The sequence below is a fragment of the Streptococcus infantis genome, assembly GCF_019929575.1.
GTDB lineage: Bacteria > Bacillota > Bacilli > Lactobacillales > Streptococcaceae > Streptococcus > Streptococcus infantis_L.
On the sequence record NZ_JAHZPU010000018.1, the window covers coordinates 1 to 24,501 of the forward strand.

Here is a 24,501-nt window from a genome sequence, read left to right on the forward strand (position 1 = left end):
CTATACTGTTTTTTGCAACTCTAGTATATCAGATGAACATGTCTTTTGTGTTGCACTTCATTTTACAACAGGGCATATATAACACTTAGAAGTTATATGAAAGTTCTAAATTGAAGTTAGCTAGTCTTACTTTCTAAAACTAAGATTGTTTGACTAACTTAGAGGAAATATGGGACGTAATTTCATTTGACAAAATGGCTTAGGCTAAGACTAGCCTTGGTTTAGCAAACTAAACATCTTCAAGAGAACCTGCTATCAATTGAAAGGTAATTTAGGAATAAGAAACTAGCTCTGTCTTATACTCAATGAAAATCAAAGAGCAAACTAGGAAACTAGCCACAGGCTGTACTTGAGTACGGTAAGGCGACGTTGACGCGGTTTGAAGAGATTTTCGAAGAGTATTGTACTTTCTTGTTGTTCACTACAGTTGACAATGAGCCCAAAAAGCGAACAAGACCAGTCTCTGTAGATCAGAAAACTAGTTTTGTCCGCTTTTTATTGTCGAGATTAGTCTCTTGAACCAATCTCTATGACTTAGATGCTTTTACATCATCTTATTCGTCTTCTTTTTTCTTTCCCATTGCAAAGAGACCAAGAAGTGCTCCTACAACACCTGCTGTTGCAAGGGTTGCATTTTCCTTAGTACCTGTTTCAGGGAGAATATTTTGACGACTTGCAGGCGCTTGGTAGGTCTTGTCTTGTGACATAGCAAGAGCTACTTGTGACTGCTCATCTCTGTATGCTGGTGTTTCACCTGTAGTTGGGGCTGAACCATTCACACTTCCAGTAAATTCTGGAACTCGGTGACTAGTCCCTTCTCCACCAGGAACGCTACCTTCAAAGTGTGGAACTTGATGGGTAGCTCCTTCTGATCCATTTACATGACCAGTGAACTCAGGTACTTCATGAACAGCTGCTTCTGCTCCATTGACACCGCCTGTAAATTCTGGAACTTCATGGATAGCTGGATCTGTTTTACCAGATACTTCTTTCTTAGTTCCGACTAAGACAATCTCATCTTGCGGTGCTTCAATAGTTTCGCGAAGTTTTTCAGTACGGCTTCCATCTAGTGCTACTTCAGTCAGGATACGTTCTTTACCTTCACGACCTGCTTGAGTTACACGCGTTTCACCTTCTGCTAGAGTTGGATCTTCTTTCTTCACTGTCTTGAAGCTGAGAGCTTCTTCTACCACTTCTAGGCTAGGAAGCTCTTCCTGAACAGCTGGGGCAACTTTTCCAGTTTCAACCTTTTCTTTGGTCAATTGGATACGGTATTCCTTGACGTGTTTACCACTTTCTGAAACGAGACGTACCAAGACTGGAAGTTTATCGTCACCACTATCGACAACTGTTGCCGCTACGTTTTCACCAGCTTCAACGGTCACTTTAGGACGGTTTCCACTATAGGTTACTTGGTAGTCCACACGAGCTTCAGAGAAGTCAGCAAGCTCTCTACCATCTACAAGAAGTTTAGAAGCAGTATTGTCTTTAGGAGCTTCACTTGGTGCGATAAAGGCCATTTCAGTGATAGCCACACCCTTCTTGTCTGCTTTTCTGTCCATGCGCCATCTCATAGCTTTAGCTTTGACCGGTGCAAAGGTTACATGGATGTCAGTTCCTGCTTGAACTTCTTGATCCGCACGGTATTCAACTTTCTCCCAGTTAGAAGGAGTGTTGAATGGATGTTCTGGATCGTATGGTTGGTAGTTAGAGTAATATTCTGGTGAATCAAATTCTGGTCCCACATAGCGTTCTAGGACGAGTTTAGAAGGGGCGTCTGTTCCACCATCTGCAAAGAAGCGAATGCTTCCTTCAGCTACTGTACGTTCAACAATCTTACCATTTTCTCTAAAGATAACCCCTACAGAAACTTCTGGATTATCAGACGGAGTTGGAGACCAGTTAGTCCAACGACGGGTTTCATCATCTGAACCATCGTTGACATAGTCCACACGGTCATGAGAGTTTGGATCAATATCGTTAGTTGCTGAGGCAAATGAACGGTTACTATTATCATCGAAGTCTGGGTTGTCTGAAAGATTTTCACCGAGTTTGTCTGTCACACGTACAGCCACTTCAGCAGTTAAATCAGTACCTAAAACGCGACCATGAACTGTAAATTCACCTGCTTTTGTTAGATTTTCTGCTGGAACTGCTTCCCAGTTAACAGCCAAGTCTTTGACTTCATAGTCAGATTTTCCTGTGAAGTAGACAGGAACTTTTGCTGGTAACTCAAGGGTTTGTCCTTTAGCAACTAAACGAGATGATTTGGCAACAGCAACAGGTTTGCTTGCGAGTAAATCTTTATCATTTGTGAAGTGTAGACGGTATTCACCTAGGATATCTCCATTTTCAGCCTTGACAACAACACGAACCGGATCTCCTTCACGCACGCTTGGTACAACTGTTGCAATACCATTTTCAGTAACACTTGCTGTAACAGCTGGAGCTTTTCCTTGGCTTGCTTCAAGATAGTAGTCAGTCAAGCCTGGGTTAAAGTTTGGCAAATCTTTTCCATCTACTTGGATTTGTGCTTGAGCTTTCTTGGCTGCAGCGACTTGTTTAGAGAAGATTTGCATTTCTGTAATAGAAGTACCCCATTTACCATCTGGTCGAACCATGCGGATACGAACTGCGTAAGTGTTAACTTTATCAAAGCTAAAGTGGGTCATTTCCCCAGCTCTTACTTGATCTGGAGCCTTGAGATTTGTTACTTCTTTCCAGTTTTTATCGTCATTAAAGACATGATCTTCGCGTGCTACGAAGCTTGGATTCTTAGGAACTGTTGGAGTTTCTGAACCGACATAGTATTCGATGACATAGGATTTAGGTGCACCAACACCGTGGTCTTCGTGGAAGGCGACATTGAGGTTATCAACTGAACGTTTAGACATGATACCAGAGTCACCGAAGAGAATTCCCACTGAAGCTTCACTTGTACGATTCCAGTTTGTCCAGCGGTTTGCTGGTTGATTATTATATGAGATTAGTTTGTCATTGACATTGGCTACCGAGTCACTTGGATTTGAGTCTGATGCAAAGGCAAGTGGCAATTCTGAACCAGTCCACTGGTCAGAAATATTAGCACCAGTTTCTGTCTGTGAAGACACACGCACATGAAGTTTGGTTGGTAGTTGAGTACCTTCGACATGTCCTGTCACAGTGAAGCTTCCTTCACTTGCGTACTGGCTTGGTTCAATAGCATCCCAAGTCACTTTAGCTGAAGATACTTGGCCATTTGAGTGGTAAGTACGGACGCTCTCTGGTAATTGAGGAGCTTCTGCAACTGGAGTTGTTACGCTGACTTCTTCGACAGCAATGATACCTTCTACAGAAACTTTAGCATGAGCTGCGTTTTCGATTCCTTCTACTTTACCAAGAACATCAAAACTATGGTATTTAGCAAGGTCTTCCTTAGCAACTGCTTGCCAAGTCACCTTGCGAACTTTTGGAAATCCTTTGTCGTACTCTACAGTTACCGTAGTTGGTAGACTTGGTTCTTGGTTCAAACCTGTCACGACACTAACTGGACGAATGGCTTGGACGACTTTGCTTTCAGTATTTGCTTGGATGTTCAAGTCAATCTGACCTTCTGCTCCTTCAAACTGAGCTTTCAGAGTTACTTGACCTGGTTTGTGCAATTCAAGCATACCTTTACGAACGGCTACATCTCCCTCACCTGAAGTTGAGAAGGTTACCTTGTCAGCCTTCAAGACTGCCTGAGTACCATCTTGATAGTGAGCCAATACCTTGATACCAACTGTTTGGTCTTCTTTCAAAGCAGCTGCGTTTTCAACTTCTAGGCTCAAACGTTCAATCTGCGGAGCTTCTTGTAAGAATTGGATAGCATAGGTTTGAAGTGGGCCGCCATCGTTTGGTTGAACATGAATGCTTGCACGCATACCATTTGCTTCATTTGCTTGAATAACTGTCACTTGCGCATTTTCAGCTGTAGCTTTGACCTCTGGCAAGGCTACTCCATAAGCAAGCTTGTGGTATTTTACAGGTTGGTCAGTTGAAAGGCCTTCAACCGCTTGATCTGCCACAGTTACGCTTGGAACTACTGGTGCAGTTGCTTGACCTTCTGCGACCACAAAGGTCGCATCGATTTGGTCTTCACCTGAAATTCCTTTAGCTTGGATGCGAGATCCTGGGATAGCTAATTTAGCTTGATCTTCAGCTGCAATTTCCCACTTATCAACATCATAGCTTCCTACAGTACCATCTGACAATACGTAAGAAACAGATTTGTCGACTGAATTTAGGTCTGTATTTGGAGCGATTCTCTTGACTACAGGTAATTCTGCTTCGAGAGCCAAGACTTCAACACGCGCTTCGACGTCTCGTCCGTCTGCCACACCTTTAACAGTCAAGATACCAGGTTCGTTGACATCAACTGCTGACCATTCTACTGGAAGTTTTGCACGACTGCCATCACTGTAGATAAATGCCACTTTCTTAGGCATATTTGGTGCTTGACCGATAATGGTACGTACTTTAGGTACTTCTGTACCTAAAACTGTTTTTTCTGCTTGGTCTTTCTTACCTGTGAAGATAGTAGTTTCAGCAGATTTCAAGAGATCAGAGTGGGCAGTCAAGGTAAACTTACCAGCTTGCTCAGTTGATTTAACAATCACAACACCCTTACCATTGAAGGCTTTACGGATCCATGAACCATCGGCTTGCTCTTTGTAACGCTCACGGCTAGCTTGTTCACCGTTGTCCACACCGACAATCTGTCCTTGTCCATGCAACTGGAAGCGCACAAGGTTATTAGCAGTAGGAACTACATTTCCTTTACTATCAACAATTTCGTAGTAGATATAAGTAAGGTCTTTTCCGTCTGCTGCGATTGCATTTTCTTCTTTGACTAAGCGTACACCAGCAGGCTCACCAGCAGTCGTAACCTTATCACGAGCAATTTCATTACCTGCCTCATCACGGGCTACTGCTTCCAAAGTTCCAGGTTGATATGCAACCTTCCACTCAAGGTATAGTTCCTTGGCATTGGCACCTTCTTGATAAGTACGTCCATCACTTGTTTGTTTCTTGTTAAAGGTTTTCTTACCTAGGGACTCACCATTCAAGAACAGTTCCACACTTGCAGCGTTTGAAAACGCACGAACAGGAATCTTACCATCTGCATCCGCTACATTCTCTTTCAAATTAGAGTCTTCCCAGTTCCAGTGAGGAAGGAGGTGAACCATTGGTTTCTTCTGAGCAGAAACCCATTGGCTTTGGTACAAGTAGTAGTCATTCTTTGGAATTCCAGCTGTATCTACGATACCGAAGTAAGAACTCTTAACTGGTGTGTTGTTTTGGTTGTGCCATGGAGTAGGCTCACCGATATAGTCAGTACCTGTCCAGATGAATTGACCTGCATAACCTGCATTATCACGGTCAAAAGTCCAAGATGCAGTGGCTGTTTTACCCCAACCAACACGGTCATTACCGTAGTCGGACTGCTCATAATGACGGTAAGCTTGGTTGCTGTGGACTAGTTCACTTTCAGGACGGAAATAACTGCCACGAGTACGAGTTGCAGAAGAAGTTTCTGAACCGTAAATCAACCAATTTGGATGTTTAGCACGCAGTTTCTTGTAGTTATCTTCTGAATAGTTAAATCCAACCGCATCCAATTCGTTCGCAATCTTTTCATGATCACCACTACCATCACCAAAACGGAACTTGTCTGCTCCCATAGTAACATAGCGTGTCTTATCAACAGACTTAATCACTTGAACCAAACGTTTAACCGTTGCTAGAGAACGAGCTTTACCGTCTGCCTCACCGATTTCATTACCAATAGACCACATGAAGATAGCAGGGTTGTTCTTGCCTCTTTCGACCATGGTGCGTAAATCAAAGTCAGACCATTTTTCACCTTTTTTAGCTTCTGGATGAGTAGCATCTTTATCAAAGAAACGGCCATAGTCATACTGTTTCTTACCACCGTACCAAGTATCAAATGCTTCTTCTTGAACCAACAAACCAAGCTCTGCAGCAATCTGCAAAGTCTGCTCACTAGCTGGATTGTGGGTTGTACGGATAGAGTTCACACCCATATCCTTCATCTGTTTAAGACGACGGTATTCTGCCTTATAGTTTTCTTCAGCCCCTAGAGCGCCATGGTCATGGTGAAGAGAAACTCCATGGAATTTAATGCGTTCACCATTCAAAGAGAAGCCTTCGTTTGGAGTCCAGTTATAGTAACGGTAACCAAACAAGTCCTTCTTAGCATCTACCAACTGACCATCACGATAGACACGAGTCACCAATTCATAAAGGGCAGGCTTGTCGTTAAGAACTGTCCATAGTTTTGGTTTCTCAACTTGTAAAATCGCATTCAAGCTTGTTGATTGATGAGCTTTCAAGACTTGACTGTCTGTACGAACCACATCCGTCACTGCTTGACCATTTCGTTCGATAATTTGGTATTCAGCGACAATTTCATGATCTTTGTCATCAGTATTGACAATCTTACTTGTTACATGAGTATTAACCTTACCATTCTGTTGTTTTTCAAGGTCTGGTGTTAAGATAGTTGTCCCATTTTTCTCAGCATGAACCTTATCTGTCACTTGAAGAGTAACATCACGGTAGATACCACTTCCAGAGTACCAACGGCTACTTGGTTGTTTATTGATTGCATGAACTGCAATGACGTTTTCACGACCGTCTTTATTGAGATAGTCAGTGATGTCGTATGAAAATTGGTTATAACCATTTGGATAGTGACCAACTAGTTGACCGTTTACATAGACTTGCGAATCCATATAAACTCCATCAAAAACCAAACGAACATTCTTGTTAAGGTCTTTTTCGTCAAGTTTAAAGGTCTTGCGATACCAAGCATCACCACCATTGAGTTGTCCACCCTCATTTTGGGCAGGAGAATCATGATCGAAGTCATTGTAAATACTCCAGTCATGAGGAAGGTCTAATTTCTTCCAGCTTGATACATCTGCATCTGGTTTGATAGCATCTTTGGCATTGGCATTGAGTTTAAAATGCCAGTTTTGGTTAAATTCTACTTTACGGTCCTCAACCAATTGATTTACCTCCTCACTGGTAGCCGGTTTTAGGTCCGGTTTTTCCGTTTGAGCAGATTGATCTTGAGTAATTGCTTGAGGCTTTTTATCTAAGATGGAATCCTCTTTTTTGTCAGAATCTGATTGTAGAGTTTGATCGTCCTGTGCTTTTTCAGCTTCATGAGCTGGTGTAGCAACTTTACTTGCAACTGATTCAGTTGATGCTTGAAGTTCTGGACTTGCTGTTTCACTAACTTCCTCTTTATGAGACTCATCCTCTACTTTTTCTGTAGCAACTGTAATCGGAGTTTCTTCCGCAGCTACCGGATTTGCACCAGCTACACTTGCTCCAAATAAGACTGAACAAGTACCGATGACTACTGAGCAAGTACCCACCGTAAATTTTCGGATACTATACACTCTTTTTCGATTCCAATGATCTTTTCCCATAAGATCCTCCTTATATTCGTAACCGCTTCCATTTTTATGTAAGCGCTCTACTTTTTCAGTAGTATTTTGCTTCTATTTTATAAAATAATATAAGAAACTTCAATACTAGCAGCATAAAAATCATACTTTTGATTCTTTTTTCTATAATTTGTAGAAAATCATACAAAACTGAATGTACATTTAGTGAATGATTTTACTAAAAAAGGCGGTGGGACAGAAATCGATAGACAAAGTCTCGATTTCGTAGTCCCAGCCCCGCGAGGATGATTAGGAGCTTTTTGGAGTCTAAAAGACGAACAAAAAGTTCAATCAGCTACCGCGTCAAAGTTTGATTGCTAATAAAAAGTGAGGTCGGGCTCTTTTGTCCCAACCTCTTTTACGGACTATCAAACTGATATTTCCTTATAGATTATTGACTAGTTTTCCCATTTGCCAGCAGCTTGATCATCTCATTTTTACGTTTTTCTAACTCTGCAATTTGCTGGAGAAAAAGCTCTGAAAAATCACAATTAAGCTCCTCGGTTTCACCACTGTTATACCAGTCTAGAGCAACTATGTGATTATCCTTATCAAAGCAAAACACGATATCTCCGTCACCTACGATAGACAGAAATGGGATATAATCCACAAAGCCCAGAGCGTGTAATTCCTTAGTTTGAAGTCGAATGTCTAAAAAGTCTGGGATACCGTTCGCAATCCCCAAGACCTTAATACCTCGGCAGAATGTCCAAAATGGTGCTACATCGTAAGCCTTGGCTCTTGGCCACAGCTCTTCCCTGACCTCCATAAACAGACCTCCCAGAGCTGACATGGTGAATTCTCTGAAATCTTCTGGCAGACGAATACCATATTGATTTTCAAAATCCTTTACATCTTCTTCGGATGGTTCATTGCCCATGCAGGCGACAACTTGATAAGTTTCCTTATCATAGTGACGAAAATAATCATAAACTTCATTGATTGCCATGATTTTATTCCTTTTTTACTCAGAAATATAGGCCACAAATCCATCTGGCAAGATGACTTGCTGTCCATCTTCGTGTTCGCAATGACTCTCTAAATCAACTGAATCTCTATCTAAGACATAATTCTCTGCAGACTGATTAAAAACTGCTTGAATTTCTTTTCCTTCGTAGTTCCACTTCAAGGATAGGACATCTGGTTTCAATTCTTCCAAGCGATAATTTCCATGCTGAATAATGCTTGCAACTTCCTTACGAACCTTGATTAATTTCTTCATAAAATTCAGCATGTCATTGTCCTCAGAAACACGGTCCCAAGGCATGACACGACGGCAGTCAGGGTCTGGTCCACCAATTAATGCTAGCTCTGTTCCGTAATAGATACAAGGAGTCCCTTTTTGAAGATAGAGGAAAGTTAGGGCAGTCTTGACATGCTGGAGATTTCCTTTGGCAGTTGTAAGGATACGCTCTGTATCATGAGAATCCAGAAGATTAAACATCACCTCTGAGATTTGTTACTTGTAGTACATCGACTGGCTATTGATTTCTGAAATAAACTGCTCTGTCTTTTTACGCTGACGCAAGAAATAATCCTTGATACTTTCAGAGAGCGGGTAGTTCATGACCGCATGGAACTCATCCCCTTGTAGCCAAGGTTGAGAAGTATGCCAGATTTCACCTAAAATATACAAATCAGGCTTTTTAGCTAGAACTGCCTTTCTAAAATCTTTCCAGAACTGATGGTCAATTTCATTGGCAACGTCCAAGCGCCAAGCATCGATATCAAAATTCTTAATCCAGTAAGTTGCAACACTGAGAAGATAGTCCCTAACCTCCGGATTAGCTGTATTTAACTTAGGCATATAGCTAGCAAAAGCAAAGGTATGATAAGGGAGTTCTCTTGGATTCTGAAGTTTATCCTCAGTAACTGGGAATTCTTGAATATGGAACCAATCTTTATAAACTGAGTTTTCTCCATTTTTTAGAACATCCTGCCATTGGACTGACTGGTTGCCAATATGATTAAATACTGCATCTAGCATAATCTTGATACCACGTTTGTGGGCTTCCTCGACTAGATTACGAAAGACTTCCTTGTCTCCAAAGTGACGGTCGATTTCAAAATAATCTGTCGTATCATACTTATGATTGGTCGTTGCTTCAAAAATCGGACATAGGTAAAGTCCAGTGATTCCCAAATCTTTAAGATAGTCTAAATGATCAATAATCCCTTGTAAATCTCCACCAAAAAAATCATCCATGTTAGGTGCAATAACAGCATCCCACTCTCGAGCTCCATCTGGAGTCAAATTAGGATTTCCATTAGCAAAGCGTTCTGGGAAAATCTGATACCAAACTGTGTTTGAAACCCAACTAGGAACCTGGCAACCGTCGATTTCATGAATATAAGGAAGTTTAAAGCCATTCCCTTCAGCATCCAAGTTTTCTTGAGTATGCTCTACACAACCCTTATCACCGTAATAAACACCTTGACCTTCTTTATCAAGGAGCTCAAAGAGGTATTGAATCCGTGCAAAATCAACCGATACTGTAACCTGCCAATAATCAAATAGGGCATCTGAGGTTACTTTGGTCATTTCTTTCTTATCTTCATACTTATCCTCAATGAAAATAAAGGGATCTCCATAGTGTAAGATAACCTTCTGGACATCATTTTTCTTGGTTCTAATTCGGATATGTAGCTGACCTTCTTTGTAAAGATAAGCATACTCTGATTCTGGTCTATGATAAATGGCTGTTAATTCCATGTCTTGTCTCCTAAATAATCTAATATAACATCAACGAAAACGTTTTCATAAATAATAGAACTAGTATACTATTTTAAGATTCGATTTGCAATACTTGGTCAAATTTGATAAGAAGATATCTCCAAATAAACACTGCAGACTAACCAAGAAATTTCAGCACACCTATCAATAAAAAGCTCCCAAACTCAGCCTCACAGCCTAGTCAATTTGACAAAGGGCAAGTTCTTTCAATCCTCTATCGTAAAGGTAGGTTAAACAAAAGTTGTCAGTCATATTTTGAACTTTGTGTTTACTCATTCCTCTAGGCAAGGCTATATCGCACAATTCTCTTGTTACCAGAGAAAATAGCTTTTGCTTGCCCTTCCAATCATCATTCTTAAATTCCGAGAATCAATTTGAAACGAAAAAGAATGCTGATAAATCAACATTCTTTTTAAGTATTATTTGCAAAAAACAAGATATTTTGTCTGTTTAGCTACCAAAAAGATACCATATTCATTCATTCTTTTGTTTCTTTAACTTCTATATCTTCAAATCTATGGTTTATCTGATAGCATTTACTTCTTGAGTCACAATAAATACAACCATGTGTACAGCCTCTGAATAAATTCATTCCATTTTTTGAAGATAATATTCCTTTTACCTTCGTAAAATGCATTCTATTATCTCCATATCTGCTTATTTTTTCTTACAATTTTTTTGATGTGTTTTTAATTTCTTCATCGCCCAATCATAATGACTAGAAGTAGTGCTTACAAAATACGAACCAAGTACACTTCCTCCTACCCACTTATAGACATCTTTTGAAAACAATTCTTCGTTTGTAAATCTCTCAGCTAATTCTAAAATATCTTTATGGGATTTATGAAACATTTCTTTTGCATCTTCAAGAGAAGTATTTTGATGTTTTTTCCAAAACTCGACATTCATATCTCCATAAGTTTTCCAATTATATGGAGCTGGAATAAAAGGTTTTGCCACTCCCTTTAAATTTGTATCTACCCAATTCAAAAGAAGTTGGTGCCATTCATATAAATGAATCAAAATATCTCTTAAATTTTTGTCTCTTTTCCAATGAGCCTCTTTCTTTTTTTCATCACTTGAAAAGTCGAGAGGTGTGTTTAATTCTTCGTCAGATAGCTTAGCAATTAATACGTTCAACTTATCATAGTTTTCTTTCGCTGCAATCATTAAATCTTCTTTTGTTCTTGGTCTTGGCATAATATTTCCTCCTACTTTACGCTATATCTCAATATGGTTTTTAAGCTTTAGTTATCGGAATCCAAAGTTCCATTTTGTAGTCTTTGCTGTGCATATCACCTTCATAGTAATATTCAAAGTCAGATTTTCCTGAATGAATATAGCCATGCTCAGGTAAGAATACTTCCATTGCATATTTCCACCCGTTATGAATGCACTCCGGAACACTTCCTACTAATTCTACAACTGCATACTCTGCTTCTTCCACTTCCAAAACATCTAAGCCCATACTTGTGGCTTTGTCTACATCATTAACGATATAACCAGCCATATAATTTATTGTACTTGAATTTTCCACATCATGGCAAACGCCCATACTTTGACCACTTCCTAAACTTGCAAGTTCATCGTGTCTATATTTTTCATATAGCTTATCCCAGACACTTGGACATAATGATGAATTGATGCTTTGTTCATTTACCCCTGCAACTGTAAATGCTTGTTTCTTTTGAATTGTAATGTTCATGCTTCTTCCTCCTCTTACACTTAGTGCTAACTGCACTCGTGATACTAATTTGAATGGTTTTCCATTTCTTACCTCAGAAGGAGTAAATCCATGAAAATTTTTAAAAGCTGTTCCAAATGAATCTGATGACTCATATCCAAATTTGAAAGCAACATCAATAATTTTTTCATCCTTATTTCTTAATATAACGGCCGCTTCAGTCAATCTTCTGCTTCTTAAATATTCTGAAAGCGTTGTTTCAGTCAGAATAGAAAACAAGCGACTGAACATTGAATACGAATATCCGGATAACTGAGTTACTTTCTTTTCATCAATTTCATCATCAAGAACTGTTTCAAGATAATCAATCGTATCGTTAAACGACTTGATAATATTCATTTCAATTCCCCCTTTCCTTCAGTTAATTTTAGTATAGAGGAAGATTTCTTTTCTTACCCTACAATATCCGTACAAGTTTTGTAAGTTTCATTTCATAGAAATTTATACCTTGCTAAATTCAACAAATTCAAATTTGTCTACACCGCATAAACAGATTGAAGTAAGTCAAGCCAAAATGACTGACTGTCTTGTCTTTCATTGCCACGGTTTTCTCAGCGTTTAATAAATGCTTTAGCTTGCTTTTTTTGTTCTCGGATGTTATTCACTTTTAATTCTCCAACCAATGCATTATTTTGACTTGTTTATTAAGAAGTCCTGTAAAAGACTAATAATAGGGGGCTCAGGATAAGATAAGGCGAATCCGTAAAGAGTCCATTGACACCTGCTTTTTTGCCTGAAGCCTTTAAATATTCAGATTCTAATAACTTTTCGATAACACGACCATCACTAGAGATTTTAACAAGAGCATAATAGTCCATGCCCCATTTATTGACAGAGGTTTGACTTTCTCCAGAGCTAAAGGCATAGAGCTCTTGCTTCCAAGATTTCATACTATCGATTTTAGGACAAACACTTGAGCTCGTGTCGTGGTGATCTAACTCTTTTTTATCAATATGCGAATAAGTGGTCCACTTAGCCTGCTTGTTCTCTCTATCAAACTCTAAAAGGGCAAAGTTTCTGGTCTGATTTGTATAAACTTGATCTTCAAAACACACGGGTATCTGGTCGCTATCTGATACGATTTGAAAATATCTCTCTTGTGCCTTTTTAGGAAGTATACTTTGCGGATCCTTTATGGCAATGATTTCTGGATGAGAAAAATCACCAGTATAATAGACTATTTCCTTACCAGCCTTGATAATGCCAATATTTTGTCCATCTGTAAAGAGTAGAGGCTCTTCCTCCCAAACATGGTCACAATACCAAGCATCTATCTCCTTCACACCCAAAGGTGATACTTCAAGCAAACAGTAGCGATTGAAATCTTCCTTCTCACTGGTCAAGACAAAGGCTCTGCCATCCTGTAACATGACAGAATTGAAAACACTATTGTAGTCCTTGTCTAGTTCCCATTTGTTCAATAGGCTTAACTTTAACTTCCCCATTTTCTTCCTCCTAATACTCAATGAAAATCAAAGAGCAAACTAGGAAGCTAGCCAAAGGCTGTACTCGAGTACGGCAAGGCGAAGCTGACGTGGTTTGAATTTGATTTTTGAAGAGTATAAACAATCACCATTCATTGATGGCAAATAGAATGGCTAATCGAATATTTCTTAGCAACTGATCCGAAAGTTCATCGTATACTTGACCCAGTCCCTTATCTTGTGCCAGCCATCCAGGTTCATCATTCCAGGAGCCCATTCCTCCAAAAACATCCGCTGCACTTGCAGCTCTAAATATGCTTAGATGTTGCGGTGGAATTTGAGGTTCTGCCAGTCCTTTACCAGATTCTGGATCTAGCAAAAAGTTTCTAGCAGAGTGAAAGACTTTGGCAAAGTTGTCACATTCAATTTTAATTGCTAGATTTTCTATACGAGTCAATATGTCCTTAAATTCTTCGATATTATTTTCATAGTGGGGAATGTCTTGAGAAGACCTTTCCCATTCATACTCGGTGTAGGTAACATCCCAGCCCCTACCTGCGGAAGCAGCTTCCCAATTTGGTAGGAAATAACTTGCCTTCCCATCTTTATAAAAACAGAGAATTGAACTCTGTGTCGCATTGGAGAAACCTAAAATACCTCTGTCTTCAACTGAAATAGGACAAAATAATTTTAAGTCCTTCAAACCTTTTTCCTTAAGATTTTCAAACCAATCAGTTACAGAAAGTTCTGTAGTTTCCCCCTTTTCTGACGGCAAAATTTGAAAGCTCAACTTATTTGTATATTTTTCAGGATTATACCATATTTCTTTACCACTTTTTAAAGCCTTCCTAGCTACTGCCACGATACAGGCTATCTGATACATTTGTCCATTCATATGATTTCTTCCATTATTCCTTCAATCAAATTTGTAAGGCTTTTAGCCGCATAGATCACCTGGTCAGGATCATGGATGTAGCAAATAATCTGCCCTTCCTGACCCTCTCGGTCTGGATCAAAATCCAGCATAAGATAACAAGAGTCACAATACTGAGCAAAAGGAAGCCATTTTTTATTAAAAAGATAGGGCTTAATTCTACTATCACGCATATTTTCTAGGTCTTGACTAGAAAAATAGTCGGGAAATTCGGTTAACAGAGCATCTCTATTTTGAAAGTACTTTTTACAAGTCTCAATTTCCTGTAGACTCATGAGAGAAAAAGTCAAATCTCTCTGGTCAATTACACAAGGTAAAATAGAGAGGTATTTACTCCCATTTTTGTAGCTATAAAGCTCTTTGAAGTCACTAGGTAGACGAACGCCTAATATTTCCTCAAAGACTTGAAGCTCTTCCTCGGAAGCACCAGAAATATTCTGATAATCATCTAGGTATTCCTCTTCCACAGGATCATCCAAATCCCAGTCTTCAAAATACTCACAAATATAAGTTTCTATTTTTTTAACTTGGTCAATTAATTGCATAATCCCACCATGATTTCTTTATTTTATCTGTCTTCCAATGCTTTTTAACGCTTATAACTTGTTTTTTCTAGGAGAAGGGGTTCAGGATTTTGCTTAATCCAAGCAATAGCTAGCTGACACAGGCGGTCTAGGCGAGGCTCGTCATCAAAATCTTTCCCATGAACTTGAGCAATAAGCTCTTTAGTCTCTGCTAATTCTTGTTCTGAAAGAGGGATTCCTAGAGACAAGTATTGAGGGAGTGCCTGAAGCATTTTTCTATAGTCCCTGTCCCAGTTGACCCCACCATTGCGATCCAGCTCATCTCGAACTCGACCTGGTATACGGATAACTTCCCCCTGAACAGTTTTTGCTGCTCCACTTGAAGGAATCAAGAAAGACCATAGTTCCTCATATTGCTCCTCCCAGCTACCTTCTTTTACGAGAATCGGAGAAACTCCATCATGAGTTATTCGTTTGGCTACTGGCTTGACATCAAACAAACGATAAAGTTTGGCTAAACCCTTATCTGCTGCTTCCAAATAGTCAGGATTGAACCCTTCTCTATGAAACTCAAAATCTTTACCAATATTTTCGACCTTTTCTTTCATGGCTGGTGTTTTCTTAGCACCCGCATCCAGAAGCATAGAGGCGATCTCAGCTGTTTGGGCAATATAGATTCCCCGACAGACAGTGAGAACAGAGTCTAGGGGAGTTTGCCCCCTATCATTCTTAGAATGGACACTTGCCCCCTTTTCTAAGAGAAGCGCAACTGTCTTAGGATGAAAAAACTCAGCTGCCATGTGTAGAGGTGTATTTCCATAAGTATTGCTTTTTTCAATATCTGCCCCCAATTCAAGCAAGAGTTTTACAGTCTCTCTCCCCATGGTTGCCTGACGATACAAAGGAGTTGCACCATAATAATCAGGGATATTAATATCTAAGCCCTGTTCGACAAGCCAGATAACCAGCTCATCAGGAACCCCACCAAAATGCAGAGCCGTACTTAAACTATATCTCCCGTTATGGGCAGTTAGCTCACACTTGTCATACACGGCCTTTAATTGGTCAATATTGCCATCAGTTAGTAGTTCATTGAAGTCCTTGGGTAAAGTTACTCTTTTCTTTGCCATTTTTAGTTCCTTTCTTCTGATATAGCGTCTAGGGCAATCCAATGAAGATTGTCAACAGTTTTCAAAGTCAGGACTTGTCCATCATAATCATTTTTCAACTCAAGACCGTTTTGCTCAATAGATATATGATTGTACCAGTAGTCTAGGCTGGCGTATTCCCCCGTATGAATGTTGATGAGCATACTCGTTATGTGATCCCAAGTCCCTTTCTTAACTGTTTCTGCTAAGAGGTAGTAAGCATCTAAAAATATGAGATTTCTCCCATAGATCCAAAAGGGCAGATCAAGTCCCAACAAAGGCAACTTGGCAGAAAAAATCTCATCACCGTGTGGTGGCACGGTTTCATAATGAAATTCTATCTCACTGCCATAATAGGCAATCAGGGCTCCCTGACATCCGATATTTTGAGGAATCCCCTCCTCAGCTACTATAAATTCCATGACCTGCTCCTTCTATTTTCAATCATAAAACCCGACCAGACTCTGCCAGAATATCAGGCTGGACGCATGACCTATTCTAGTCATCAAGTGGATGAAGTCACTTTCACAACCCTTCCAAACTGCAGATTGAGCCGTTCCCATGGCTCTAACAAATGCTAGAAAATCTGATGCCAGCCATATTTTTTCATCATAGTTCATCTCTGCATCAAGAGCATAGATCGCCCCAGATTGACAGTCCAGCAAAATAGTGTAGGGATCTCCATTTACAATGATGATCAAGCCTCTTTCTTGTAGAGTCGAGTAATCATGGTATTCCAGATTGCGATTGATCAGCCAAGTAAGACTAGTGTCGTCCCCATATCCAAACTGGTAACTTAAAAAACCGACCTGCCCCCAGTTATAGGCCAGAATATATTTCCTAAAAATCGGATCCAAATCTTGTATTTGTAATTGTTTTTTCAAACGATCCAGTTCAGACACAGGCACTTCCGTTTGGTTCAGGACAATTCCTTCTCTTATCTCAGGGTCAAGCCCTTGTGTTTCTTCCTCAAGAATAGAAATGATTTGGTCAATTGTCAATAATTCCATTGTCAACCTCCGACTATAAATAGTCCGTTTTCTAGGCAAACTAGTTAGTTTAGGTCTTCTTTTTTCTGATGAACATGCTTATCTCTATTATACCTCAAAGCTGTCTGATAGGGATAAACTACCAGTATTTTCAGGGATTTTTTGGTCAACAACTTCTCCTAATTAAAGCAAAAAGCCATTCCTCAAGGGAACAGCTTTTTCACTTATAATTAAAGGTTTCTCCAGCCAACTTATCTGCCTGCTTGGGAAAGAGGGTGTAAAACTTATGGGCTAGGTGCAGCAAAATTGGGAGATTGAGCTCGCGTTTGTTTTTACCTATGGTCTTAACAATCTTTTGCGCGACAGCATCTGGTTCCAATAGAAAACGGTCAACCGACTTGAGATAGGTCCCATCTGGATCTGCTTGGTCAAAAAATCCTGTACGGATAGGTCCTGGATTAACAGTTGTCACATAGACACCATAGGGCATGAGTTCAAGGCGCAAAGCATTTGAAAAACCAATAGCCGCAAACTTGGTCGCAGAGTATAGACTGGACTTGCCAGTTGCTATCAAACCTGCCATGCTAACAATATTGATGATATGCCCTTTTCGGGTCTCTTTCATACGAGCTGCAACCAAACGAGACAGATTCATCAGGGCAAAGGTATTGACTTCAAACATCTGATGAATATCTTGATTAGAAATCTTGTCAAAATCCTCAAAAATTCCATAACCAGCATTGTTAATCAAGACATCAATCTTGCCATAACGCTGATAGAGCTCCGCAACTAGTTCTTCTAAGGCCTGCTCATCGGTAATATCAATCTCGACCAATTCTGCCTGTGGATGATTTCCGTATAGTTGAGCTAATTTTTCCTTATTTCTACCTAGCAAAATGAGTTGGTCTTGAGGCAAGAGTTTGACCATTTCTTGGGCTAGCCCCCCGCTAGCACCTGTAATGAGAATAGTAGACATACTTTTCCTTTCTTGAGATTCTAGATTTCCACTTCTTCTAGATCTTTAACCACATGGACATTTTCAAAAATACTAGCAGCGTCTTTCTTGAGCTGGCTGATATCTTTTGAAAGGAAACGGGCGCTGATATGGTTGAGTAAGAGTCGTTTGGCTCCTGCTTCTGTTGCGACCTGCGCTGCCTGCATGTTAGTTGAGTGGCCATGATTGCGGGCAATTTTCTCATCACCCTTACCATAAGTAGACTCATGGACAAGGACATCTGCATTGACAGCCAGACGCACACTGGCATTGGTTTTTCGAGTGTCACCTAAGATAGTGATAATCTTACCTGGACGTGGAGCTGAGATGTAGTTTGCTGCCTTGATCTCGGTGCCGTCCTCTAATACAACATCCTGACCGTTTTTGATTTTTCCAAAAAGCGGTCCAAATGGTACGCCGGCAGCCTTGAGCTTTTCAGCATCCAGAGTGCCTTCTAGGTCCTTTTGCATGACACGGTAGCCCACACAGAAAATAGTGTGATCCAACTCTTCCGCATATACTGTAAATTTATCTGTTTCAAGAATTTTCCCTAGAGAATCTTGGTCGAACTCATGGAAATGAATCTTATAGGGCAGGCGTGAACCAGAGACACGCAAACTAGTCAAGACAAATGACTTAATGCCTTGGGGACCATAGATTTCTAAATCTGTCTGCTCTTCATTGGCTTGAAAGGCACGACTAGAAAGGAAACCTGGCAAACCAAAGATATGGTCTCCATGTAAGTGAGTGATAAAGATTTTGCTGATCTTTCGTGGTCGAATCGTAGTTTCCAGAATGCGATTTTGCGTTCCTTCTCCACAGTCAAAGAGCCAGACTTCGTTAATCTCGTCCAAGAGTTTCAGGGCGAGACTTGAAACGTTGCGGGCTTTAGAGGGCTGACCAGCCCCCGTTCCTAAAAATTGAATATCCATTCGATACTTTCTAATTAATCAATATATAACATAGCAGTGCGATTTTCCGAGCGATAATAAAGCTTGCCAGAAAAAGCTCTAGCTTCTTGTAGTAAATCCTCTTGGCTGTAGCCTTTAAGTCGCTTTCTTCCATCTGCCAAGGTTTCCAAATCTGTCAAAGCTGTAAGATTTCCCACGCTAACAACTTCCTCTTCTCCGATTGCCTTCATGTAAATTTTCCCAGACTCCTCAAAAACTAGCTGATGAGGAAAAATTTGCGCAATCTCAAAGAGTAATTCATCCGTAATTGCTTCCTCATATTCAGAGAAAATGCGACCAAGGTCGTCCCTCTCATAGCAAAATCCAAAGGATTTACCAGATAGATTGAGGCGAATAAAGGGCTTGCTTTCCAAAGCGAAACTTGGCTCAGCATTATAGAGGTTTAATTCTTTACTGACTTCCGCAAAATAATCGGTCGCAGCTTGAGGACTTTTTTTCTGGTAGAGCTCGGCAAAGTAAGCATTCACTACGCTGGGTGGAGGTGTGATAAGGGCTAGCTGTTCCTCTTCAGACCTACCAGCTAAAAGCTGATCCAGATAAACCTTGTCTAAACTTGTATAGCCACCATACTTGAGAGCTAATGATTTGATATCAGTCATAAAATTCTTCTAATCTCCATTTATTTTTCTCAGAAATGAAGCCTGTGATGACTTCGCCGTCATCTTGGTAGTCACGTTCTTCTAAGATAGCAACACTCTCCAAATCATGAATCTTGTAAGACTTAGAAAAAGGCACGCGCAGAGTAAAGGGTTCAAAAATTTCCTTAATCTTATCCAGCAATAAAGCCTGCAACTGTTCGCGACTATCTTTAGACTTTGCTGAAATCAGAGCATATGGCGTTTGAGTAGGCGTAAAGTTCTCCACCAAATCTGCTTTATTATAAAGGGTCAAGCGAGGAATATCCTCCATGTCCAAGTCTTTCATGATAGACAGAACCGTTTTTTCATGTTCCTCATGGTAGGGATTGCTGGCATCGATGACATGGACCAGGAGATCTACATGCTTGCTTTCTTCTAGGGTAGACTTGAAACTTGACACTAATTCAGTCGGTAAGTCTTGGATAAATCCAACGGTATCTGTCAAGGTTACCTGTAGATTGCCCCCCAGATGGATGCTTTTAGTTGTCGCATCCAGAGTAGCAAAGAGCTCATCCGCCTCATACTGGGTCTTGCTGGTCAAAGTATTCATAATAGTTGACTTCCCAGCATTGGTGTAACCAATCAAACCAATTTTAAAGGTACTTGACTCCAAACGTTTTTCTCGAACTGTCGCTCGGTTTTTCTCAACCACCTTGAGTTGACGTTCGATATCTGCAATCTGGTTGCGAACACTACGACGGTTAAGCTCCAGCTGACTTTCACCTGGACCACGGGAACCAATTCCCCCTGCCTGACGGCTGAGCATAATCCCCTGACCAACCAAGCGAGGCAAGAGATACTTGAGTTGTGCAAGATGAACTTGTAGCTTACCTTCATGGCTTCGAGCTCTCATAGCAAAGATATCTAAAATTAACTGCATACGGTCAATGACCTTGACTCCTAGCACTTCCTCTAGATTGACATTTTGGCGAGGCGTCAAACGGTTGTTGACGATGACAGTCGTGATTTCTTCTGCGTCCACCATTTGAGCTATTTCTTCCAACTTACCAGTTCCGACAAAGGTCTTGGAGTCGTATTTTTCACGTTTTTGTCTGTAACTATCGACTACAAACGCTCCGGCTGTCTTTGCTAAACTAGCCAGTTCTTCCATGGAGAGGTCAAAATTATCCATGCCTTGGAGTTCAACTCCAACCAGCAGGACTCGCTCCTCTTTTTTCTCCGTTTCAATCATTTAAAAACTCCTCAATCTGGCTTAAAATACGCTCTTTCACACCAGATTCTCCTATCTGATAAAAGGTCACCTGCATGCGATTACGGAACCAGGTTAGCTGACGCTTGGCAAAACGACGGGTCGCCTGTTTGAGACTGTCACGAGCTTCTTCCAAGGACTGCTCCCCTCGAAAATAGGGAAAGAGTTCCTTGTAGCCAATCCCTTTAGCAGCCTGCACATCTGGATAATGGTCAAACAACCACTTAGCTTCATCCAATAGTCCAGCTTCAAACATCAAATCCACACGGTGGTTAATCCGTTCATAAAGCTGACTACGCTCATCATCCAAGCAAATAATCAGAGGTTCATACAAGGTCTCTTGATTTTCCAAGTCTTGACCAAAATGGGCAATTTCCAAGGCACGCATGGCACGACGACGATTAAACTGGGGAATTTCAAGGCCTATTTGCTCTACAAGATGGGCTAACTCCTCATCTGAAAAAGGATCTAGACTAGCACGATAAGCTAAAATCTCCTCATGAGGTGTCTCCCCACCTAAATGATATCCTTCTAGCAGACTCTGGATATAAAGTCCTGTCCCACCTGCAATAATAGCGAGCTTACCTCGACTTTGAATATCCTCAATGGCCGCCTTAGCTTCTGAAACAAAATCAAAAGCCGAGTAAGACTCGGTTACTTCTCTCACATTAATCAAATGATGAGGGACAGTTGCCTGCTCCTCTGGACTAGCCTTGGCTGTTCCAATATCTAGTCCTCGATAGACTTGTTGGCTATCTCCACTAACTACTTCACCATTAAAATGCTTAGCAACTTCAATGGCTAGAGCTGTTTTTCCAACTGCAGTCGGTCCAACAATCACAATTATTTTTGTTTTCATCTTTTTTCCTTGAAAAATTCCCATTTTTTCGTTACTATTATTATATCACAAAAAGGTCAGTCAGAAAAATGCGACCTCTTGAGGTAGCTGGCTGATTTATAAGTTAAAGGAGGAATACTCATGGCTAAAGGATTCGCTAAAGGTCTTGTAACAGGTATTGCAGGAACTGTCGCTGCAGTTGCAGGTGCAGTATACGCAGTTAAAAAGAAAGTGATCGAACCAGAAGAACAAAAAGCAGCTTTCATCGAAGAAAATCGTAAGAAAGCAGCGCGTCGTCGCGTATCACACTAAGCAAAAAAAGAAGTTGAGATTTTTTCTCAACTTCTTTTTTTCTATTCTTTTATACTCAATGAAAGTCAAAGAGCAAACTAGGAATCTAGCGTGGTTTGAAGAGATTTTCAGAGAGTATTAAATGGCCAAGTCAAACTTCAATTGCGGTTTCACAGGAGCATAGTCAACCAACTCAAAATCCTCTGCTTTAATATCAAAGAAATTAGTCTTGTCTGGTACATTCAAGACCAAACGGGGTTGGCAATTTGAAGGTTCACGACGGAGCAATTCCTGAGCTTGTTCAAATTGATTGTCATAGATGTGAAGGTTGTTGATAAAGTAGAAGAATTTCCCAACTTTCCAACCAAAGTGTTTAGCAATCATCATTTGAAGAGCTACATACTGCATGGCATTGATATGATGAGCCACCAGCATATCATTAGAACGCTGGGTCAAGGTCGCATCCAAATAGATTTCCCCATCTACACGACGGACATCAAACATAGTCTGAAAGGCACATGGAAGAAGGCCGTCTGTTTCCTCGAATGCTTGATAATCCCAGAGTGAGATGATATTGCGACGGTTCCAAGGATTAGCTTCTAACTGTTTGAGAATCTTGTTAATGATGTCGTGCTTTTTAACCACAGCCCCATAACGTTCCCCAATAGTCCCTGTATCTCCAACTTCCCAGTCATTCCAGTAGTGAACATTGTACTTGTCATTGAGAACTTCCAAACTATTGGTCTGATCTTGGTAGATCCAAAGCACTTCTTTAATAGCTGATTTAATAGCGATAGGACGCAAAGTTGTGATGGGAAATTCACCCTTAGACAAATCATACTCTGCAAAGGCCCCTGTGATGTACTTGGAGTTAGCAACAGTCCCATCCTTATACTTAGGACGAGCTTGCTCAGAAAAGACACCTTCATTCAAGATTCGCTCGATATTTTCTTTAAAAATCGTATCTGCTTTTGTCATTTGCTCTCACCTCATTCATTGTCTTAACTAGTATAGCATAAAAAAGAATTTTCTACCTGCTCAGAAAATCAATAGCATTTTTATATTTCTTCAATCTTTCCCTATCCTTTTCAGTAATAGAAGTCAATCTCGAAAGATCTGAATTATGTTTTAAATCAGCTAATTTTACTGCCCGTGCTAGAGAATTTTTCTTCACAGTTTCCAAATACGCTTGATAATCTTGCATTGGTTTCTTTGTCAAAACCTTAACAGCTGTAACAACTTCTTCCGGTAAACCTGCAATTAGTAATTCTTCAGCTGAAACAGGACTGTCCTCAAGAACATCATGCAACAAAGCAACTGCTTTTTCTTTTTCAGACTTAACTTGGTTTGCTACATAGATTAGATGTTTAATATATTCTATCCCTGCCTTATCCAGTTGCCCTTCATGAGCTTGCGTAGCAATAGACAAGGCTATATCAACTATGGATTGTTCTGCAGTATTCATCCAAAACTCCTCCTATCATTATTGACTTATTACTTTATTTTAACAGCTTCAACTTAAAAAGAGCTTGATCAATAACCAAGCTCTTGATTCATGTGCTTTATTGCAAAACAAGTGATGCTGCTCCGATAACTCCAGCATCATTTCCTAGAGTTGCAAGAGCTAGTTTAGTTGTTGTGCGTACTTGTGGGAAGGTATTTTCATCATAAACCTTTTGCACACCTTGAAGGAGGAATTCTCCCGCAGCTGATACACCACCACCGATAACGATTGTTGATGGGTTTAGGATTGAACCGATGTTGGCACATGCAATACCCAAGTAACGTGAGAAGTTACGGTAAACGATCAAGGCAAGGTCGTCTCCTTCTTTTGCCAAATCAAAGACAGTTTTAGCTGTTACTTCTTCTCCGTCATCAATCAAGCGTTTTAAGGCTGCATCGCCTTCGTATTCATCTGCGTAACGACGAGTCAAGTTGACAATCCCTGTTGCCGAAGCAACTGTCTCAAGACATCCTTTTTTACCACAGGTACATGCGATTGGTTGGTCAAAGTCAACAGTGATGTGACCAAGCTCTCCTGCCGCACCAGCAACACCGTGGAGCAGTTTCCCTTCAGCAACGATACCGCCACCAACACCAGTACCAAGTGTCATAAAGACAACGTCTGGTTGGTTTTCACCAGCTCCCATCCAACGTTCGCCAAGAGCAGCTACGTTGGCATCATTGTCGATAAAGAATGGAATTCCTAATGCTTTTTCCATTTTTTCTTTGATTGGTTGAAGAGTTTTCCAGTTGAGGTTGTAGGCACCGATAACAGTTCCCTTTTCACGGTCAACCACACCAGGTGAACCCATACCAATCCCTTGGAAATCCGTCGCAGACAATCCAAGCAATTCAAAACGATGTTGAATAGACTCAATCATATCATCTACAATGTGGCTTCCTTCATCCAAAATGTTAGTCTTGATAGACCATTTTTCTTGGATTTCTCCTTCTTGCGTTAAAATTGCGAACTTAATAGAAGTTCCACCAAGGTCAATCCCAATAATCTTTTGACTCATCTTTATCTCCTTTTATTATAAATTGAAAATGCTTACAGCAC

18 protein-coding genes and 5 pseudogenes are annotated in these 24,501 nt (G+C 40.4%); 1 reads left to right on the forward strand and 22 read right to left on the reverse strand.

The features are described 5' to 3' along the window. Positions 1-554: 554 nt before the first annotated feature. The 19 genes and pseudogenes from bgaA to miaA all read right to left on the reverse strand — a co-directional run. Positions 555-7,103: pseudogene (gene bgaA, locus K1I67_RS06675) on the reverse strand (LPXTG-anchored adhesin/beta-galactosidase BgaA); the annotation flags it as partial. 209 nt (positions 7,104-7,312) lie between these two features. Next, positions 7,313-7,481, reverse strand: a pseudogene (locus K1I67_RS10150) (YSIRK-type signal peptide-containing protein); the annotation flags it as partial. Positions 7,482-7,890: 409 nt separating this feature from the next. Beyond that, complete coding sequence (locus K1I67_RS06680) at positions 7,891-8,448, reverse strand: SMI1/KNR4 family protein (RefSeq protein WP_223339344.1); 558 nt, start codon at positions 8,446-8,448, stop codon at positions 7,891-7,893. A 15-nt stretch (positions 8,449-8,463) separates the two neighbouring features. Continuing rightward, a pseudogene (locus K1I67_RS06685) lies at positions 8,464-10,212 on the reverse strand (glycoside hydrolase family 13 protein). Between the two features lie 511 nt (positions 10,213-10,723). Beyond that, positions 10,724-10,870 (reverse strand): annotated as a pseudogene (locus tag K1I67_RS09970) (radical SAM protein); the annotation flags it as partial. A gap of 20 nt (positions 10,871-10,890) precedes the next feature. Continuing rightward, the gene (locus K1I67_RS06690; RefSeq protein ID WP_223339345.1) at positions 10,891-11,433 is read right to left on the reverse strand and encodes a ClbS/DfsB family four-helix bundle protein; all 543 of its coding nucleotides are present in this window, start codon (positions 11,431-11,433) and stop codon (positions 10,891-10,893) included. A 40-nt stretch (positions 11,434-11,473) separates the two neighbouring features. Beyond that, entirely contained in the window at positions 11,474-12,316 is an 843-nt protein-coding gene (locus tag K1I67_RS06695; RefSeq protein ID WP_223339346.1) for an AraC family transcriptional regulator, read from the reverse strand. A gap of 140 nt (positions 12,317-12,456) precedes the next feature. Beyond that, a pseudogene (locus K1I67_RS10155) lies at positions 12,457-12,582 on the reverse strand (type IIL restriction-modification enzyme MmeI); the annotation flags it as partial. A gap of 39 nt (positions 12,583-12,621) precedes the next feature. Continuing rightward, positions 12,622-13,422 (reverse strand): hypothetical protein, encoded by an 801-nt coding sequence (locus K1I67_RS06700; RefSeq protein WP_223339347.1) that lies wholly within the window; start codon positions 13,420-13,422, stop codon positions 12,622-12,624. A 124-nt stretch (positions 13,423-13,546) separates the two neighbouring features. Beyond that, the gene (locus K1I67_RS06705) at positions 13,547-14,296 is read right to left on the reverse strand and encodes a hypothetical protein (RefSeq protein ID WP_223339348.1); all 750 of its coding nucleotides are present in this window, start codon (positions 14,294-14,296) and stop codon (positions 13,547-13,549) included. Next, the gene (locus tag K1I67_RS06710) at positions 14,293-14,880 is read right to left on the reverse strand and encodes an SMI1/KNR4 family protein (RefSeq protein WP_223339349.1); all 588 of its coding nucleotides are present in this window, start codon (positions 14,878-14,880) and stop codon (positions 14,293-14,295) included. The genes K1I67_RS06705 and K1I67_RS06710 overlap by 4 nt, the downstream gene beginning before the upstream one ends. 44 nt (positions 14,881-14,924) lie before the next feature. Beyond that, a complete protein-coding gene (locus K1I67_RS06715; protein ID WP_223339350.1) occupies positions 14,925-15,989 on the reverse strand; it encodes an ankyrin repeat domain-containing protein in 1,065 nt (354 codons plus the stop codon). Between the two features lie 2 nt (positions 15,990-15,991). Continuing rightward, positions 15,992-16,429 carry a hypothetical protein gene (locus tag K1I67_RS06720; protein ID WP_223339351.1) on the reverse strand — a complete coding sequence of 146 codons (438 nt, stop codon included), beginning with the start codon at positions 16,427-16,429 and terminating at the stop codon, positions 15,992-15,994. 18 nt (positions 16,430-16,447) lie between these two features. Further along, the gene (locus K1I67_RS06725; RefSeq protein ID WP_223339352.1) at positions 16,448-17,017 is read right to left on the reverse strand and encodes an SMI1/KNR4 family protein; all 570 of its coding nucleotides are present in this window, start codon (positions 17,015-17,017) and stop codon (positions 16,448-16,450) included. Positions 17,018-17,216: 199 nt separating this feature from the next. Further along, positions 17,217-17,972, reverse strand: a complete 756-nt coding sequence (locus tag K1I67_RS06730; protein ID WP_223339353.1) for an SDR family NAD(P)-dependent oxidoreductase — start codon at positions 17,970-17,972, stop codon at positions 17,217-17,219. A 20-nt stretch (positions 17,973-17,992) separates the two neighbouring features. Continuing rightward, positions 17,993-18,922 (reverse strand): ribonuclease Z, encoded by a 930-nt coding sequence (rnz, locus tag K1I67_RS06735; RefSeq protein ID WP_223339354.1) that lies wholly within the window; start codon positions 18,920-18,922, stop codon positions 17,993-17,995. Between the two features lie 14 nt (positions 18,923-18,936). Continuing rightward, positions 18,937-19,560, reverse strand: coding sequence for a cystathionine beta-lyase (locus K1I67_RS06740; RefSeq protein ID WP_223339355.1), 624 nt, complete (start codon positions 19,558-19,560; stop codon positions 18,937-18,939). Beyond that, the gene (gene hflX, locus K1I67_RS06745; RefSeq protein ID WP_223339356.1) at positions 19,553-20,791 is read right to left on the reverse strand and encodes a GTPase HflX; all 1,239 of its coding nucleotides are present in this window, start codon (positions 20,789-20,791) and stop codon (positions 19,553-19,555) included. The genes K1I67_RS06740 and hflX overlap by 8 nt, the downstream gene beginning before the upstream one ends. After that, positions 20,784-21,668: a tRNA (adenosine(37)-N6)-dimethylallyltransferase MiaA gene (miaA, locus tag K1I67_RS06750; RefSeq protein WP_223339357.1), complete on the reverse strand. Its 885-nt coding sequence runs from the start codon at positions 21,666-21,668 to the stop codon at positions 20,784-20,786. The genes hflX and miaA overlap by 8 nt, the downstream gene beginning before the upstream one ends. Positions 21,669-21,788: 120 nt before the next feature. Between miaA and K1I67_RS06755 the strand changes: the two genes are divergently transcribed. Further along, positions 21,789-21,959 carry a DUF3042 family protein gene (locus K1I67_RS06755; RefSeq protein ID WP_001051776.1) on the forward strand — a complete coding sequence of 57 codons (171 nt, stop codon included), beginning with the start codon at positions 21,789-21,791 and terminating at the stop codon, positions 21,957-21,959. Between the two features lie 117 nt (positions 21,960-22,076). On the opposite strand, the gene K1I67_RS06760 is transcribed toward K1I67_RS06755, so the two are convergent. From K1I67_RS06760 to K1I67_RS06770, 3 genes are all read right to left on the reverse strand, one after another. Continuing rightward, complete coding sequence (locus K1I67_RS06760) at positions 22,077-22,916, reverse strand: thymidylate synthase (protein ID WP_060956056.1); 840 nt, start codon at positions 22,914-22,916, stop codon at positions 22,077-22,079. 52 nt (positions 22,917-22,968) lie between these two features. Further along, complete coding sequence (locus K1I67_RS06765; RefSeq protein ID WP_223339358.1) at positions 22,969-23,403, reverse strand: GTP pyrophosphokinase; 435 nt, start codon at positions 23,401-23,403, stop codon at positions 22,969-22,971. Between the two features lie 97 nt (positions 23,404-23,500). Beyond that, on the reverse strand, positions 23,501-24,460 hold the full coding sequence (locus K1I67_RS06770; protein ID WP_223339359.1) for an ROK family glucokinase: 960 nt from the start codon (positions 24,458-24,460) through the stop codon (positions 23,501-23,503). Positions 24,461-24,501 lie beyond the last annotated feature (41 nt).

Bases quoted from the DNA above. Each gene is read 5' to 3' on its own strand.
- K1I67_RS06705 (WP_223339348.1), bottom strand. From the start codon at position 14,296: ATGAATGGACAAATGTATCAGATAGCCTGTATCGTGGCAGTAGCTAGG.
- K1I67_RS06770 (WP_223339359.1), bottom strand. From the start codon at position 24,460: ATGAGTCAAAAGATTATTGGGATTGACCTTGGTGGAACTTCTATTAAG.
- K1I67_RS06760 (WP_060956056.1), bottom strand. From the start codon at position 22,916: ATGACAAAAGCAGATACGATTTTTAAAGAAAATATCGAGCGAATCTTG.
- K1I67_RS06710 (WP_223339349.1), bottom strand. From the start codon at position 14,880: ATGCAATTAATTGACCAAGTTAAAAAAATAGAAACTTATATTTGTGAG.
- K1I67_RS06680 (WP_223339344.1), bottom strand. From the start codon at position 8,448: ATGGCAATCAATGAAGTTTATGATTATTTTCGTCACTATGATAAGGAA.
- K1I67_RS06690 (WP_223339345.1), bottom strand. From the start codon at position 11,433: ATGCCAAGACCAAGAACAAAAGAAGATTTAATGATTGCAGCGAAAGAA.
- miaA (WP_223339357.1), bottom strand. From the start codon at position 21,668: ATGAAAACAAAAATAATTGTGATTGTTGGACCGACTGCAGTTGGAAAA.
- K1I67_RS06720 (WP_223339351.1), bottom strand. From the start codon at position 16,429: ATGGAATTTATAGTAGCTGAGGAGGGGATTCCTCAAAATATCGGATGT.
- K1I67_RS06700 (WP_223339347.1), bottom strand. From the start codon at position 13,422: ATGGGGAAGTTAAAGTTAAGCCTATTGAACAAATGGGAACTAGACAAG.
- K1I67_RS06755 (WP_001051776.1), top strand. From the start codon at position 21,789: ATGGCTAAAGGATTCGCTAAAGGTCTTGTAACAGGTATTGCAGGAACT.
- hflX (WP_223339356.1), bottom strand. From the start codon at position 20,791: ATGATTGAAACGGAGAAAAAAGAGGAGCGAGTCCTGCTGGTTGGAGTT.
- K1I67_RS06765 (WP_223339358.1), bottom strand. From the start codon at position 23,403: ATGAATACTGCAGAACAATCCATAGTTGATATAGCCTTGTCTATTGCT.
- K1I67_RS06730 (WP_223339353.1), bottom strand. From the start codon at position 17,972: ATGTCTACTATTCTCATTACAGGTGCTAGCGGGGGGCTAGCCCAAGAA.
- K1I67_RS06715 (WP_223339350.1), bottom strand. From the start codon at position 15,989: ATGGCAAAGAAAAGAGTAACTTTACCCAAGGACTTCAATGAACTACTA.
- K1I67_RS06740 (WP_223339355.1), bottom strand. From the start codon at position 19,560: ATGACTGATATCAAATCATTAGCTCTCAAGTATGGTGGCTATACAAGT.
- K1I67_RS06725 (WP_223339352.1), bottom strand. From the start codon at position 17,017: ATGGAATTATTGACAATTGACCAAATCATTTCTATTCTTGAGGAAGAA.
- rnz (WP_223339354.1), bottom strand. From the start codon at position 18,922: ATGGATATTCAATTTTTAGGAACGGGGGCTGGTCAGCCCTCTAAAGCC.
- K1I67_RS06695 (WP_223339346.1), bottom strand. From the start codon at position 12,316: ATGAATATTATCAAGTCGTTTAACGATACGATTGATTATCTTGAAACA.